Annotated in this window: 16 protein-coding genes; 8 read left to right on the plus strand and 8 right to left on the minus strand. The window is 51.6% G+C overall.

From position 1 onward, the window contains the following. Positions 1–464 precede the first annotated feature (464 nt). Positions 465–845, plus strand: a complete 381-nt coding sequence (locus tag FYJ73_RS16270; RefSeq protein ID WP_419471123.1) for a CPBP family intramembrane glutamic endopeptidase — start codon at positions 465–467, stop codon at positions 843–845. 100 nt (positions 846–945) lie between these two features. Here FYJ73_RS16270 and FYJ73_RS01930 read toward each other — a convergent pair whose 3' ends face one another. The 7 genes from FYJ73_RS01930 to gap form a co-directional block, all read right to left on the minus strand. Then, positions 946–1,710 carry a CPBP family glutamic-type intramembrane protease gene (locus FYJ73_RS01930; RefSeq protein ID WP_154533026.1) on the minus strand — a complete coding sequence of 255 codons (765 nt, stop codon included), beginning with the start codon at positions 1,708–1,710 and terminating at the stop codon, positions 946–948. A gap of 575 nt (positions 1,711–2,285) precedes the next feature. After that, a complete protein-coding gene (rhaD, locus tag FYJ73_RS01935; RefSeq protein WP_154533027.1) occupies positions 2,286–3,095 on the minus strand; it encodes a rhamnulose-1-phosphate aldolase in 810 nt (269 codons plus the stop codon). A gap of 20 nt (positions 3,096–3,115) precedes the next feature. Then, positions 3,116–4,150, minus strand: a complete 1,035-nt coding sequence (locus FYJ73_RS01940; protein WP_154533028.1) for an L-rhamnose/proton symporter RhaT — start codon at positions 4,148–4,150, stop codon at positions 3,116–3,118. A gap of 79 nt (positions 4,151–4,229) precedes the next feature. After that, entirely contained in the window at positions 4,230–5,480 is a 1,251-nt protein-coding gene (locus FYJ73_RS01945) for an L-rhamnose isomerase (protein ID WP_154533029.1), read from the minus strand. 8 nt (positions 5,481–5,488) lie between these two features. Beyond that, positions 5,489–6,955, minus strand: coding sequence for a rhamnulokinase (locus FYJ73_RS01950; protein WP_154533030.1), 1,467 nt, complete (start codon positions 6,953–6,955; stop codon positions 5,489–5,491). After that, positions 6,952–7,830, minus strand: coding sequence for an AraC family transcriptional regulator (locus FYJ73_RS01955; protein WP_154533031.1), 879 nt, complete (start codon positions 7,828–7,830; stop codon positions 6,952–6,954). Before FYJ73_RS01955 ends, FYJ73_RS01950 begins: the two co-directional genes overlap by 4 nt. Before the next feature lie 236 nt (positions 7,831–8,066). Beyond that, positions 8,067–9,137, minus strand: a complete 1,071-nt coding sequence (gap, locus tag FYJ73_RS01960) for a type I glyceraldehyde-3-phosphate dehydrogenase (RefSeq protein ID WP_154533032.1) — start codon at positions 9,135–9,137, stop codon at positions 8,067–8,069. 219 nt (positions 9,138–9,356) lie between these two features. Between gap and mscL the strand changes: the two genes are divergently transcribed. Together mscL and murQ are read left to right on the plus strand one after the other, a co-directional pair. After that, positions 9,357–9,776: a large-conductance mechanosensitive channel protein MscL gene (mscL, locus tag FYJ73_RS01965; protein ID WP_154533033.1), complete on the plus strand. Its 420-nt coding sequence runs from the start codon at positions 9,357–9,359 to the stop codon at positions 9,774–9,776. Between the two features lie 16 nt (positions 9,777–9,792). Beyond that, positions 9,793–10,605, plus strand: a complete 813-nt coding sequence (murQ, locus tag FYJ73_RS01970; protein ID WP_154533034.1) for an N-acetylmuramic acid 6-phosphate etherase — start codon at positions 9,793–9,795, stop codon at positions 10,603–10,605. A 31-nt stretch (positions 10,606–10,636) separates the two neighbouring features. Here murQ and FYJ73_RS15675 read toward each other — a convergent pair whose 3' ends face one another. Then, complete coding sequence (locus tag FYJ73_RS15675) at positions 10,637–10,786, minus strand: hypothetical protein (protein WP_206081666.1); 150 nt, start codon at positions 10,784–10,786, stop codon at positions 10,637–10,639. A 168-nt stretch (positions 10,787–10,954) separates the two neighbouring features. On the opposite strand from FYJ73_RS15675, the gene nrfH reads away from it, so the two are divergent. The 5 genes from nrfH (at position 10,955) to FYJ73_RS01995 (ending at position 15,679) form a co-directional block, all read left to right on the plus strand. Then, positions 10,955–11,557 (plus strand): cytochrome c nitrite reductase small subunit, encoded by a 603-nt coding sequence (nrfH, locus tag FYJ73_RS01975; RefSeq protein ID WP_154533035.1) that lies wholly within the window; start codon positions 10,955–10,957, stop codon positions 11,555–11,557. A 28-nt stretch (positions 11,558–11,585) separates the two neighbouring features. Then, positions 11,586–13,079, plus strand: a complete 1,494-nt coding sequence (gene nrfA / locus FYJ73_RS01980) for an ammonia-forming cytochrome c nitrite reductase (protein WP_154533036.1) — start codon at positions 11,586–11,588, stop codon at positions 13,077–13,079. Positions 13,080–13,107: 28 nt separating this feature from the next. After that, positions 13,108–14,385, plus strand: a complete 1,278-nt coding sequence (locus FYJ73_RS01985; protein WP_154533037.1) for a cytochrome c biogenesis ResB family protein — start codon at positions 13,108–13,110, stop codon at positions 14,383–14,385. 2 nt (positions 14,386–14,387) lie between these two features. Then, a complete protein-coding gene (gene ccsA / locus FYJ73_RS01990; protein ID WP_154533038.1) occupies positions 14,388–15,182 on the plus strand; it encodes a cytochrome c biogenesis protein CcsA in 795 nt (264 codons plus the stop codon). A 326-nt stretch (positions 15,183–15,508) separates the two neighbouring features. Next, positions 15,509–15,679 carry a hypothetical protein gene (locus tag FYJ73_RS01995; RefSeq protein ID WP_154533039.1) on the plus strand — a complete coding sequence of 57 codons (171 nt, stop codon included), beginning with the start codon at positions 15,509–15,511 and terminating at the stop codon, positions 15,677–15,679. Positions 15,680–15,774 lie beyond the last annotated feature (95 nt).

Consider the following 15,774-nt stretch of genomic DNA (forward strand, 5'->3'; position numbering starts at 1 on the left):
GTTTGATACATATTTTGATTTGCAACACTAAGATAGGTGAAAAATCTGACATGGCAAAATCCTGAGCAACTTTTTGTTGCTCAGGTACTTATAAATAAAGTTAAATCAAAGTGTTGCGGAATTAAGGATAACTAATAGTCCCCTCCAAAATGGAGGAGGGGGTATTGAATCTATTTCATGACAGTCAGGATGATATGAAGAAGACAATCAATTGGTTGACGGCAGTGCTCTTCTTGGCATTGCCTGCATTGGCGACGTTGGTAATCGTACACATTATCTATACCCTATTTGGTCACTTCTATAATGAAAAAGAGACGCTGCTGTATTTCATAGTCAGTCAGCTCTCAGTATTAGCGACAGTGTTCGCTTTTCGTAATATTCAGAGCATGGCATTTATGAATCTCCCCAAGCTACGTTTACGTCCGACCATGATAAGCATTGCACTGGGACTGGCTGTTTGGGCGATGGCTGCGATCTTGTACACCTTTGCTTATCCAGGAGCTCATCCGCGTATAAGGAACAACTATGCGCTTTGCTTAAGTGTCATGTTTTTTTTGGTGTCACCAATAGTCGAGGAGATGTTTTTCAGAGGATGGATGCTCTGTTACATGGAGTCTAAGTCTTTCTCTAAGCCCACAATCATTCTGACCATCTCAACAATGTTTTACCTCTATCATTGGACTCCTGTCATACCCTTCTATTCATGTTTGGACACGTTTGCTCTAAGCGTTCTGACTTGTTGTATGTTCTTCAAAACACGGGATATACGTTATTGCATTCTCATGCATTTTGTCTTGAATTTCATGAATTCATTGATTGCTTTTATTCCATATCTGATAAGCTAAGGAGAAAGGATATGGGCAATATAACTATCTCCGTAAAGAAGCACTTAGATGGGAGCATTTGATTTTTATAGTTAAGTCTGTATTGCTTTACATAGGCTATTCAGCTCCCTAAAACGTTTTGTCCATTCAATAGGTAACCGGTTACAGAGATAAAGTTAACGAGGATGTGGAGCAGGTAGCCATAAAAGAAGCCAAGGCGTCGTCTGAAATAGGTGGCGGTGATGCCTAACAGAAGTTGAGGGGTGCACATGATGACGGCAAGAGGCAAGAGAGGCAAGGAAAGATCATAGTTGGTGACATGCAGGAGCATAAAGAGAAGCACAGAGACCGCTGCCGCTACGTCTTTGACCTTGGGAGTAATGCGAGACTGCAACTTCGTAAAGATAGCGACTGTCAGGCCGCTTGCCAAAAGTGACCATAAAATCTTGGAGCCAATAGCCGTCATGAACGCGGAATTGGTAAAACCATGCAAGCCATACGTTATCAGCTTTGGATAGACGAGCGTTCCTTGGAAGAAGGTCAATGTCAGATAGCACAGACAAAACGAACTGACAGCAATGTCTTTCTTGGAGAAGGACAGCCACAAACGAAAGACGATCTCCTCTAACAGAGGCGCAAACAAGGCGATGACAAGGATGGCATTCATTGGATGTCCCATGATTGCCTCACGGAATACGCCATTGACGATATGGTCGCTGATGTCCCATTTCAATAGATGAGCCAAAATGGCCAATGTGGCGAGGATAGGATAAGTGATGGCAAAGTATTTTACATAGAACACTATGCCCTTTACAGCAATGGTCTTCTTCTGAAGGCTTTTGCCGTCAGAGAAGATCATTGCCTTTACAGTACTGTATGTATCCATTCTTTATTTTTGTAAGTTTTACAGCATCTTGTAGATGCTGGTTGCAAGGCGAATGTCGTCAACGATAGTTCTAAGCTTCTGTCCCAATTTATGCCCCATATTGTAAGCTTTCTTGTAATATCCCTCCATCAATCATTTGTGACTCTTTTGTTGAAAGTGCCACAAGCAAGAGATGTCCATTTTCTTGTTCTTCCATGCTTGAATTCTTTTAATTAGTTTACATGCAATTAGAAAGAGGAAAAAATAGTCCTCATTTTCTACTGCAAAAATAATATGTTTTAGTGAAAACAAATTGCACTATACATAATTTAACAAATAAAGATCTCTACAAATGTAAGGCAATACAGAAGCCTAAAAATTATTATGACTCATAGAATTGTATTGCCCTTGGAAACAATAATCTAACAGCCAAGTGAACCAGAGAGAAACACAAAATTGAAATCCACGCCCCTTTTGCCTATGAAGACAAAAGGGTCGTTGGATATAAGGGCTTGCAGTCCCAAACAGAGCGTGCACTGTTTGGGACCAATGCCCTTGTGAATATAAATACTTTCATTTCAGATGAGAAGGCAGCCTTATTTAGGCAAATGGAAGGCACGCGTCATCTCCTTCATCTGTTCGTCGCTCATGCCCTCGGGCTCATAGCCCATTGCACGGCTATCGATATAGATCTTTGCGCTCTTCGACAGCACGTCGACCTGATCAAAGGCGTCCATGATATCCGTGCCTTTTGCAAAGACGCCATGCTTTTCCCACAACACGACATCGTAGTCGGCCAGGGCATTGAGCGTGCCTTCAGCGAGTTTCACGCTACCGGGCAGTTCGTAGGGTACAATGCCCAGTCCTAACGGGCAGAACGCCTTGGTTTCGGGAATCATGCTCCACAGCAGGCGGGTAAGCACGTCCTTCTTTAAGAACGGACGGTGATGGCTCATAGCCACTAACTCTATCGGGTGGGTATGGAGCGTGGCCTTGTAGCCACTGCCTGTCTCCACCTGCTTGTCGTGGACAAGGAGGTGTGAGGGCAACTCGCTGGTAGGCATGACAGGGTTGTCGGCAATGATTTCGTAGTGCTCGCAATCGTCGAGGATGCGGATGATGCTGCCGTTGTCCATAGGACGGCGAGCAAGGTCGCGCATACGCTTGCCGGTGCCTTTGCAGAAGAAATAGCAGCCGCGCAGGTGAGGGAGCTTCTCGCCGATGGCAATTGGCTCAGTGATAGCAGGCATCTGGCGTATGTCGTCGTCAACGAGGTCTGTGATGTTCACCGTGATGTTACCGCCGTTGCGCTCGGCCCACCCGTTGGTCCACAGGTATCCGGCCACTTCGGCAATCTTCTCGACCTCCTCTTTCAAGGCCGGTCGGTTTTCCAATATACTCTTCATAAGTGATAGAATGATTTGATTCAAATGATTTGCGGAAGGAAACAGGAGATGAGCAGCACGACGATACCCGTGACGAGGATGGCTATCGTAGTGCGGTCGCAGCCTTTCCATTCCTTAAGGATGATGCCCCACACATTGCTGAAGACCACGTTCAGCGCCATGAGGATGCAGAACGAGAGCGTGGTGAGTACGGGTGAGGAAGTGAGGAAGCCCTTGCCCAAAGAGAGTCCGAAGAACTGGCTGTACCACAGTGCGCCGGCAAGAAAGCAGAAGAAGAGGTTGTTGCCCCATACCTTCCCCTTGCCGTAGTCGCCCCATGTGTGGTTGTGCTGGTTCTGCCACAGACAGTAGACAGCGTTGGTCACGAAGCCACCAAGAGTGACAAGCAGCGTGGCAGGCAACGTTCGGTACATCGCCGGTGTGAGTTCACCGAAGTTGATGTCCTTGCCAAACTCCAGTCCCACATTGAAGCATCCGCTCATGAAACCGGCGAGCAGCGCGATGGTGATGCCTTTTGGGAAGTTGAAGTCCTTGACAGCTTTGCGCTTCTCCTCTTCCGAGAGTGTTGCTGTCTTGCGTTTCCCGGCCCATCCAATGATGGCAATGCCGAGAAGAGTGACGGCGACACCGATGAACACCGAGGCAGTCAGTTGGTTGAGGGCGTGCTCTTCGGGGAAGAAAGCGTTGATGAGTACCGGTCCCATGATCGTGCCCAGACCCGCACAGGTGCCCAAGGCGATGGACTGTCCGAGGGCTACGCCGAGGTAGCGCATGGACAGGCCGAAGGTCAGTCCGCCTACGCCCCACAGCACACCAAAGAATACTGTCATAGCCACATGGAAACGGTTGGCACCAGCCAACAGCTCTATGAGACCATGACCAGCCGGCACGGCCAGCTCAGCGCCCAATAGCGGTAGAAGCAGCCAGGCAAAGACACCCTGCACAAGCCAGTAGCTCTCCCAACTCCAATCCTTGACTTTGTTGATGGGCACGTAGCAACTCGACTGGCAGAAGGCACCGGCGGCAATAATCAATAAACCTATCAGTATCTCCATAATCGGTAGACAGCGGATGGAGAACACTCCCCCACCCTGCTGTAGTTTATAGTTTCTGTTCCTATATATAAATAAGGTGTCAGCGCTTGCTGAGCACGTCTTTCTCGTATTGCTCCACGTCGGCGAGATAGTCCTCAGCCACGGGCACGTTGTTCTTCAAGTTGTAATAGTCATAGACAGCGCCGAGGGGCAGCGTCTTCTCCTCTTCCAGCAGGGCAAGGCGCTCGAAGAAGCGTCCTTCATCCTCGTATTGGCGGAGCTTGGGCAGCGGTTCGAGCAAGGCCTGCAGGAGGCTCTTCTGTGCGGCCCGCACGCCGATGATGTAAGCACCGATGCGGTTGATGCTTGCATCGAAATAGTCGAGACCAATATGTGCACGGTCGAGGGCGTTGGCACGCACCAGTTCGGCGAAAAGGTTGCGTGTGTTGTCGTCGAAGAGCGTCACGTGGTCGCTGTCCCAGTGCATGGGTCGGCTGACGTGGAGCATCAGTTCGGGCACGAAGAGCAACAGCGAGGAGACAGCGTCAGAGACGTTCTCTGTGGGCTCATAGTGACCGGTGTCGAGGGTGTAGATGACATTGTTCTTGGAGCAGTAGCCGGCATAGAAGTCATGCGAGCCGACAGTGTAAGCCTCCAGTCCGATACCAAAGAGCTTGGCTTCAAGGCAGTCCTTCATGTTGGGAAGCTTCTCAGCGAGGATGTCGTCAAGACTGTTCTTGAGAATCTCGCGGTAGCGGTATTTCTCCACGGTGAGGTCTTTGCTGCCGTCATGGATCCAGATGTTCATGATGCAAGGGTCGCCCTGTGCCTTACCCATAGCGTCGGCGATGCGGCGACAGCGCTTGGTATGCTCAATCCAGAAGTCGCGGATTTCCTTGTCGGGATTGGCCAGTGTCAGTGAGCCGCTCTTGGGATGTGAGAACGATGTAGAGTTGAAGTCGAGACTCATGTGACGCTCTTTCGCCCACTGTATCCAGCCCTCGAAGTATTTGGGTTCCACCTGGTCACGGTCTACGAACTTTCCGCCAAACTCGCCGTAGGTCTCGTGGAGGTTGAAACGGAAGGTACCGCCGAGCAATGAGAGCACCTTATCGACGTCCTGGCGCAGCTCGTCGATATTGCGGGCACGTCCGGGATAGTTGCCTGTAGCCTGGATGCCGCCTGAAGCAGCCTCACCGCGCTCAAAGCCGACGACATCGTCGGCCTGCCAGCAATGGAGGCTGATCGGTGTATGCTGGAGTGTTTCCAGTGCTTTGTCGGTGTCTACGCCAAGTGCGGCATAGCGTTCACGGGCGATCTCATAGTTCTGTTGGATTTGTTTCGTTGTCATATTGGTCTTTATTTATTTGGTTGATATTCTTTCAGTGTGATGCTTTGGGCAATGACGCGACGCATGTCCCAGATGTTCCCTACCCCACCGCCAGCCTTAGCCTGAAGCATGATGTTGCCGAGAGCCGTGCCTTCCTGTGGTCCGGCGAGGACGCGCACACCGAGCGCATCAGCGGTCATCTGGTTGAGATAAGCATTGAGGCTGCCGCCGCCGATGATGTGCAGCGTGTCAATAGTGAACGGAGCGAAGTCCTGAAGCCAGCCAAAGACAGTCTTATAGCGGTTGACGAGCGAGTCGAAGAGGCAGCGGCACACCTGAGCGCGAGTCTCGGGAATGGGTTGATGGTGGGCTTCGCAGTAGTTGTGGATAGCCTGCAGCATGGAGTCCGGAGCGGCAAACATCGGATCATCTGGGTTGACGAGTGTGCGGTTGGGTGCCTCTTTCATGGCGTCATCCTGCAGTCGCTGGTGTGCGAGCTCCTCTTTGATGCGCTGTATTGCTTTTGTCTCATCATGTTCTTCAGTGAGAATTTGTTTCTTCCATTCGCGACGGCAGCACTCATACATCCACATGCCGCAGATATTCTTCAGGAAGCGTGTGGTGCCGTCGATTCCCCCCTCATTGGTGAAGTTGCGTTTTTGGCTATCCTCGTTGATGATAGCCTTAGGTGTCTCTATACCCATGAGGCTCCACGTGCCGCTGCTGAGATAGGCGAAGTGCTCGTCTTTGGCTGGCACGGCAGCCACGGCACTGGCTGTGTCGTGACCAGCAACAGTGATAATGGGTAGGGCTCCGAGCCCTGTGAGCTTCTGTACTTCCGGTGTGAGCGTGCCGAGAACGGTGCCCGGCATAGCCATTGGACCGAAGACATCACGGGCAATGCCGAGTGCACGGAGCAGTTCCTCGTCGAGGTCACCGGTAGCGGGATTGAGCAGCTGAGACGTAGATGCCACCGTGTACTCGCAGACAGCCTTACCGGTGAGCATGTATCCGAGAGCATCAGGAATGAAGAGAATCTTCCTGGCAGCCTTTAAACCACTGTTATGGTGCTGCTCCATGGCATAGAGCTGGAAGAGGCTGTTGAAGTTCATAAATTGTATGCCGGTGCGGCGATAAACCTCGTCCTTAGGCATGCGATCGTTGAAGAAGTGCTCCATCATGCCGTTGGTGTGCGGGTCACGATAGGCGATGGGATTGCCAAGCAGTGCGCCGTCGTCACCAAAGAGCGCGAAGTCGCAGCCCCAGGTGTCGATGCCGATACTCTGAATGTCGATGCCACGTTGTGCAGTGCGCTGCAGTCCGCGTATGATTTCATTGTAGAGAGCGTAGAGATCCCAATAGAGATGTCCGCCCAAAGCGATGAGCGGGTTGTCGAAGCGCGTGAGCTCCTCAAGGTCAATGCGGCCTTTGTCGAGCGTGCCGACGATGGTGCGTCCGGAGGTAGCTCCCAAGTCAATGGCTAAATAGTTTTTCATCTTTTCTTTCGGAAATTGGCTGGTGTAATATGGTTTTTCTTTTTAAAGGCAGCAGAAAAATAGTCGGCATTGTCATAGCCAACGCGGTCAGCTATCTCGGTGAGGGTGAGCTCAGTACCAACGAGCAGTTGTTTGCTGCGCTGGAGGCGGAGCTCCTGCAAATACTGCAAAGGCGCGTAACCGGTGTATTCTTTGAAGAGCCTGCGGAACTTGGAGTATCCCATGTTGATGGCGTCAGCGACATCAGTGGGTCCAATCTTCTGTCCGAACTTCTCCATCATGATGATTTTAGCCTTATGGATGGCTTCGGCGGCCTGCTGATCTTCAAAGGTGTTGTGGCGGTTAAGGGCGAAGGCGTAGCCTTGCAACATATTTGCCACACCACCGAGCATCTGTTGGAATCCAATGCTCTGCTCGCTTGCAATGGCGATGGCATTGCGGTAGAGCCGCACGATGTCTTCGCTGAGGCCCACGTGGAAGATTGGTTCACGTGGCAGGAAGAAGCCATTGCTCACGCGGCTGTCGATGTTCAGTCCCTTGAAACCTATCCAGTATTCGTCCCATCCCGTGGTTTCGTCGGGCTGATAACTGTGCCATTCACCGGGAAAGAGCAGAAACATGTCACCCTCCCCGACCGTTGCCTGTCCGAAGCTCTTTGACTCGAAGACGCCGCGTCCGCGGGAGATGTATACAAACTGATACTCATCGAGCACACGCCCCCTACCCGCCTGGAACGAATAAGCCTGCGGATGTCCCTTAGGAGGATAGGCTTCTCCGGGCGCGATATGCTGATAACCGACAGTGCTGACGGTCAGTCCCCAGTTGATATCCTGGTCATTGCTGAGCAAGTAGATAGAAGTCAATTGCGTGGTCATGACGTTTTCAGTTATAGGAATCCTTGATTATTGATCATTGTTTGGCTGCAAAGATAGCGTGTTTTTCTTACTATCTACGGTCATAAATGATAAAAAACACGTGAATTTTGATATATAATAGTAATTATATCATCAAGAAGAGCCAATCCGCGCACATTGCTTGTACGGCGCAAAAAAAAGGCCCGCAGCGAAATGCTGCGAGCCTTATTATTTCAGAGTTGTTACCTTCTCGGGTATTACTTCAGCTCAGCGAAGTACTTGATGGTGCGAACCATCTGAGAAGTGTAAGAGTTCTCGTTGTCGTACCAAGAAACAACCTGCACCTCATAAGTGTCGTCATCGAGCTTCACAACCATTGTCTGAGTAGCGTCGAAGAGAGAACCGTAGCGCATGCCGAGGATATCAGAAGAAACGATCTCCTCGTCGTTGTAACCGAAGCTCTCGTTGGACTCAGCCTTCATAGCAGCGTTGACGCTGTCAACAGTAACATCCTTGCCCTTGACAACAGCGTAGAGCAGAGTTGTAGAACCGTCTGGCACAGGTACACGCTGTGCAGCACCGATCAGCTTGCCGTTCAGCTCAGGCAGAACCAGGCCGATGGCCTTAGCAGCGCCAGAGGAAGCAGGAGTGATGTTGCAAGCACCGGCACGGCTACGACGCAGGTTGCCCTTGCGCTGAGGACCGTCGAGGATCATCTGGTCGCCAGTGTAGGCGTGGATGGTCTGCATGATACCAGCCTGGATAGGATACTTGTCGTTCAGAGCCTTTGCCATAGGAGCCAAGCAGTTAGTAGTGCAAGAAGCTGCGCTGATGATTTGGTCGTCCTTAGTCAGAGTCTCATTGTTCACGTTGAAGACGATAGTCTTCAGATCGTTGCCTGCAGGAGCAGAGATAACGACCTTCTTAGCACCAGCCTTTACGTGAGCCATGCTCTTGTCCTTAGATGTATAGAAGCCAGTGCACTCGAGGACAACGTCGATGTCCAGAGCGCCCCAAGGCAGGTTAGCTGCGTCCTTCTCCTTGTAGATAGTGATCTTCTTGCCATCTACCTCGATGTAACCAGCTGCTTCCTTGCCATTCTCTGTGAAAGGCTCGTCGCTGTAAGAAACGGTATGCTCGGGCTTCTCACCGATGATGCCCTGATAACCACCGTGTGTGGTATCATACTTCAGGAGCTGAGCCAGCATCTTCGGGCTGGTCAGGTCGTTGATAGCAACAACATCATAGCCAGGAGCTGCGAACATCTGGCGGAATGCGAGACGGCCGATACGACCGAAACCATTGATAGCTACTTTAACATTTGCCATTTTACTTTCTATTATTTATAAAGGGTTATAAAATGTGTTCTCTTTCTTGAAAATATCTTTTTTGTGTCTCGCAAGAGACTTTTCTTGCTTATCGATTGCAAAGATACAAATTATTTTCTAATTTTGCACAATCAATAAGTATTAAATAATATAAACGTTTATCAGAGTGTTAAGTCCACTTGGCAAAATGGACTCTTCGCTTTACACAGTTCAGTTATTATGGGTAAATTTATTCAAGAATTCAAAGATTTCGCTGTCAGAGGCAATGCTGTGGACATGGCTGTCGGTGTGATCATCGGCGGCGCGTTTGGTAAAATCGTAAGTAGTATTGTCGACGACATCATCATGCCGCCTATCGGATGGCTGATCGGTGGTGTGAACTTCTCTGATCTGAAGGTCACCCTGCCCAGGGTGGTCATCCCCGGTGTGGAGCAGATGAAGCCCGCCACCATCAACTATGGCAACTTCATCCAGACGTTCATCGACTTTATCATCATCGCTTTCTGTGTTTTTCTCCTGGTCAAGGCTATCAACGTGCTCACACGCAAGAAGAAAGAGGAGCCCGCTGCGCCACCTGCACCGAGCAACGAGGAGAAACTGCTCACCGAAATCCGCGACCTGCTCAAGGATAAGAAATAACGCTCAATGAGTCAAGATGATGCGACGGATTACGGAAGAAGCCTCTCTCTACGATGATTTGGAGCACAAGCCGATAGCCGAACTGTTGCGCGACATCAACCACGAGGATCATCGTGTGGCGGAAGCCGTGGAGCAGGCACTGCCTCAGATCACACGGCTCACAGAGGCTGTTGCCGCGCGCATGGAGCAAGGAGGGCGTTTGTTTTACATCGGGGCGGGCACCAGCGGCCGTCTCGGTGTGCTCGATGCCTCAGAGCTGCCGCCTACCTACGGCACGGATCCTCGGTTGGTGGTAGGCTTGATTGCCGGTGGCGACACTGCTCTCCGGCACGCCGTGGAGCATGCCGAAGACAATGAGCAACAAGGTTGGAAAGACTTGGCAGGGCAGGGGATAGACTCAGCAGACACCGTCATCGGCATCGCCGCCTCGGGCACTACCCCCTACGTGGTGGGTGCACTGCGTGAAGCTCGGCGCCACGGCATCGTCACAGGATGCGTCACCAGCAATCCCGGCACGCCTTTGGAGGCAGAAAGCGACTATCCGGTGGTGACCATTGTAGGCCCAGAGTTCGTCACCGGCTCGTCGCGCATGAAGTCTGGAACGGCGCAGAAGATGGTACTCAACATGATTTCCACCACGGTGATGATACGTCTCGGACGTGTCAAGGGCAACAAGATGGTCGACATGGAACTGACCAACGAGAAGCTCATCGACCGTGCCGTGCGCATGGTGATGGATCACGACCACCTCAACTACGACGCTGCCAAGAAAGAGCTGATGCGGAAATCGCTGGACGCCATCATGCGGGAACCGGAAGCAACAGAGTAGGGGATAGGGCACTTAGCGACCACCGGAAGCCCTATCGGATATAATCTTTGGACACAAGATCGTAGTAGAGTGCCTCAAGTTCAGCGAGCGTGAGGTGCTCTACACTGTGTTCTATGGTGCGGATGAGCTCGTCGCGCCGACTGTCGCCGTCGGATGAGAAATGGGTGAAGACTTTGGCCATAACCTGTCGATGATAGTTTTGTTGATGGAATGCAAAGGTAGGAAAATTAGCTGAAATGGGATTATCCTCATTTATTAGGATAATTTGTAGCCGAAATATTTGCTTTTCTCAAATATTCCGCTTATATTTGCAAACGAAAGAAGCTATTACTTAATAACATAACAACCTATGGATCTTGGCAAATTCAAAAAATGGAGGATTACCCTCTCTTATCGTCAAAAGGTCGTGGGCCTTGTCCTGTGTGGCATCATCGTAGGTTTAGGCGGACTCTTTGCCTACTTGCTTCGCATGCATACCTATATAATAGGTGATGATCCGGCAGCGTGCGTCAACTGCCATATCATGTCGCCTTGGTATGCCACATGGTCACATTCCTCCCATGGACGCGATGCCACGTGCAACGACTGCCATGTTCCTCACACCTCGCTGGCGGCGAAATATTTCTTCAAAGGCCTTGACGGCATGAAGCACGTTGCCTATTTTGTCACCAACAGCGAGCATCAGGCAATCATGGCAGAAAACGCCAGCGCGGAGGTCATCATGGACAACTGCATCCGTTGCCACACTGAGCTCAACACGCGCATGGTGCGCACGGGCAAGATCGACTACATGCTTGCGAAGCGCGGTGAAGGATTTGCCTGTTGGGACTGCCACCGCAATGTGCCACACGGAGGCATGAACACACTCTCATCTACGCCTGGTGCTGAGACACAGGCACCGATTCCACCCAGCCCTGTACCCGCATGGCTGCAAAAGGCATTGGGACATTAACATAAAGAAAAACTAAAAACTTACTGATATGTCACGACAATTGAAAAAATGGCAAGGATGGCTGCTCTTCCTCGGAGCCATGGTCATCGTTTTCGTTCTTGGGCTTCTATGCTCGTCGCTCTTGGAGCGCCGCGCCGAAGTCGTATCTGTGTTTAACAATCGCCGTACGCCGATGACCGACTCCATCGTGGCACAAAACGAGAAGTTTGCGGAAGACTTCCCACACGAGTATGAGACATGGTCGATGACGGAAGACACCTCGTTTGTGAGTAAATACAACTCCTCGCAGGAGCAGGATGCCCTCGCACAGCATCCGCTGATGGTCATTCTATGGGACGGCTATGCTTTCAGCCGCGACTACAACACGCCGCGCGGGCACCGTCACTGTATCGAAGACCTGCGCAAAATCCTGCGCACAGGATCACCGGGCGTTGACGGACAGAAAGACATGCAGCCCGGTACTTGTTGGACTTGCAAAGGTCCTGACGTGCCGCGACTGATGCGCGAGAAAGGCAAGAACGCTTTCTATGCCGCCAAGTGGAGCGACTGGGGCAGTGAAGTGATGAACAGCGTCGGATGCTCTGACTGCCACGATGCACGCACCATGGACTTGAAGCCTGCCCGACCGGCTCTCTACGAGGCATGGGCACGCGCCGGAAAAGACGTCAGAAAGGCCAGCCACCAGGAGATGCGCTCCCTCGTGTGTGCACAATGTCATACGGAGTACTACTTCGAAAAAGGTACCAACTACCTCAAATTCCCACAGGACAAGGGTCTGACCTGCGAGGATGCCGAGGCTTACTACGACAGTATTGGCTTCTACGACTATATCCATCCGCTGTCCCATGCCAAGATCTTGAAGGCACAACATCCGGGTTACGAGATCTTCAAGCAGGGTATCCACGGTCAGCGCGGCCTGTCCTGTGCTGATTGCCACATGCCTTATATCCAGGATGGCGGCGTGAAATATACCGATCACCACATCATGTCGCCGTTGGCGCATATCGATCGCACGTGCCAGACCTGCCATCGCCAGGATGCCGAGACGCTGCGCAAGAATGTATATGAGCGCCAAGAGAAGGTGCTGGAGGTGCGTGCCAAGGTGGAAAAAGAACTCTCCACGGCGCATATCGAGGCCGCTTTCGCATGGAAGAAAGGTGCCAACGAGAAGGAGATGGCCGCCGCTTTGGCTGACATCCGCAAGAGTCAGTGGCGTTGGGACTACGCTGTGGCCAGCCATGGTGCCAGTTTCCACGCCCCACAAGAGGTCACCCGACTGCTCAGCGACGCACTCTACTATGCCGGACAAGCCCGCCTGAGCATTGCCAAGGTGCTCGCCCGTCACGGCTACAGCGGCGAGGTGCCAATTCCAGATCTCTCCACCAAGGAGAAGGCTCAGAAATATATCGGCCTCGACATGGGTAAGCTCCGTCAGCAAAAGAAAGAATTCCTCGACACCATCGTGCCGAAATGGATCGAGACAGCAAGAAAGAACAAACGGTTCATCACCCAGCCGATCTAACCCAGCGGCTGTAGAACAATTGAAGAATATGTGGAAACAACCCTATACCTATAAAGAAGGCTCCGCCATCAGCATTGGGCTCCTCGTCACTGGGGGCCTGCTGCAGGTGGCGGTGGGGCCTCTTGACTGGATCGTGTTTATGTGGCCGGGCAACATTCTTGCCCTGGCCTTTTTGTTGCTACTGCTGGCAGTCTTCTATGCCCTGCGGTCACATGTCTATTTCTTCCGGTTTATGACAACCGTCCAGGCTGCCGTGCCCGCACTGGCTACAGCCGCCGTTCTCACCGTTGTCATGGGGCTCACACGGCAAGCACCCGAGGAAAAGCCTGCCGCCGATGTGCTCGGGCTGACCAAGATGCTCAACTTCTGGCCGTTTATCCTCGTCTATCTGTGGAACACAATGATCGTCGGCGAGGTGGCTATCTTTCAGATCTGTCACTTCCGCCGCCAGGTGATCCCCTCGCTGGTGTGCCATGCCGGCCTGTTCATCTTCATTGTCTGCGGCACACTCGGCAGTGCCGACATGCAGAAGTTGAAGATGTATTGTGAGGAGGGAAAGCCCGAATGGCGCGCGCTCGACGCTTACAACAATGTCGTAGAACTGCCGCTTGCCATCCAGCTCAACCGCTTCACCATCGACGAGTATCCACCGAAGCTGATGGTGGTGAGCATGACGACAGGACTGCCACAGCCGCAGCAGAAGCCTCAGACGCTTGTCATCGACGACAGCTACACGCCGACGGAACTCTTAGGCTGGAAGATCCAAGTATTAAAAAGAATAGACAATGCCATGCCGAAGGCTATGGCAAAGATGATGAAGGGGATGCCTGAGGGAATGGCGACCCGCATGAAGATGGACCAGCTCGGCATGCGGCTCAACGAGGGCGGCTTTGTCGCTTACCAGGGCAAAGGAGCCGCTACAGCACTCTACATCTCCGCTACCAAGGGAAAACAGCGGAAGACAGGCTGGGTCTCCAGTGGCAGCTATCTCTTTCCCATCAGCGGCGTCAGCTTAGGCAATAATCTTGAGGTGGTCATGCCGACGCGCGAGCCGATGCGTTATGCCTCCAACGTGAATATCTATACCCAAAAGGACGCGCTGAACATACCGACAACAATCGAAGTCAACAAGCCGTTCAGCCTCGGTGACTGGAAGATCTATCAGCTCAGCTACAACGAGCAGATGGGCAAGTGGAGCAATGTCAGTGTCTTTGAACTCGTCAAGGATCCTTGGCTGCCCTATACCTATGTGGGGCTGTATCTGCTGATCATCGGTGCCATACTGATATTCATACAAAAACGTTAGCCATGCAAATCTGGAATTTCTTTCTTATCTTCGCCCTTGCCGCCCTGCTTTTCTGGTCGCTCGGTGCCTTCTTTGCCTGGAAGGGGAAGAAGGCATTGGCCGTCGGAGCTACTGTGGCGGGTCTGGCCGTCTTCCTTTCCTATGTCATCGTACTGTGGATTGCTCTCGACCGTCCGCCGATGCGCACGATGGGAGAGACTCGCTTGTGGTATTCACTCTTCCTGCCACTGATGGGTCTGATCGTCTACAGCCGGTGGAACTACAAGTGGTTGCTGTCGTTCTCCACCGTACTGGCAGCCGTGTTTATCACCATCAACCTGCTCAAACCTGAGATACACAGCAAGACGATGATGCCCGCGCTGCAAAGCCCATGGTTTGCTCCGCATGTCATCATCTACATGATGGCTTACGCCCTGCTCGGCGCCGCCTTTGTCATGGCCGCCTATCTGCTCTTCTTCCATCACCATCAAGCACCATCGGACAAGGAGTGGACGATCACCGACAACCTCGTGTATGTCGGTTGGGCGTTCCTCACCCTTGGCATGCTTTCCGGTGCCTTGTGGGCCAAGATGGCATGGGGCAACTACTGGGCATGGGATCCTAAGGAGACGTGGGCGGCAGCCACGTGGCTCGCCTATCTGGTCTATATTCATTATCGACTGAGGAAACAGGGAAACATGCGCTTTGCCCTATGGGTGCTCATCGTCAACTTCGCGCTGTTGCAGATGTGCTGGTGGGGCATCAACTACCTGCCTTCTGCCAAAGGAACCAGCGTACACACCTATTACATGAACTGACAGCATGGTCGTGTAACGAGAATCAGTAAAGTGTCTAAAGCAATGTAAAGTGAAACCGTAAACAACAACAAGGAGTGTAAAGTGATTATAGGTTAAGTCAAAGGGTTTGTCCGCTTTTGGTTTTACTGCTTAGGAAAAGACACTTTCCTACGTAGAAAAAGATCTTTCCCTGCTTAGGAAAAGATCTTTTTCTATAGGATTACAATATCGATTACATGACTTCAGTCACATTACAACATAGCTTTATACCCATTACAACATAGCTTTATACCCGGCGAAACATGGGTTCGGCAACACCAAAGCATTGGTTCAGATGCGGCACAGTATTGGTACAGCAACACCAAAGCATCAGCTCGGCAACAGCAAAGCATGGGGCTGTGTCCGCCATCAAGCAGGTGGCATTCTATCATGGCGACAGAGCACCGGGACCATGCCCGCGAAACGCTACATCCAAGAAGCTGTCAGCCCGTTCGTCCCATGTGGCTCTCCGGCGCTGAAACCACTTCTTTGGGACTCATCTCTCCGTCAGGTTTTGGATGAAAGCCCCTTACAACGAGACAAAAAAATCCCGGTACGGAACAGCGTACCGGGA

This window comes from Hallella mizrahii, assembly GCF_009695775.1.
Taxonomy (GTDB): domain Bacteria; phylum Bacteroidota; class Bacteroidia; order Bacteroidales; family Bacteroidaceae; genus Prevotella; species Prevotella mizrahii.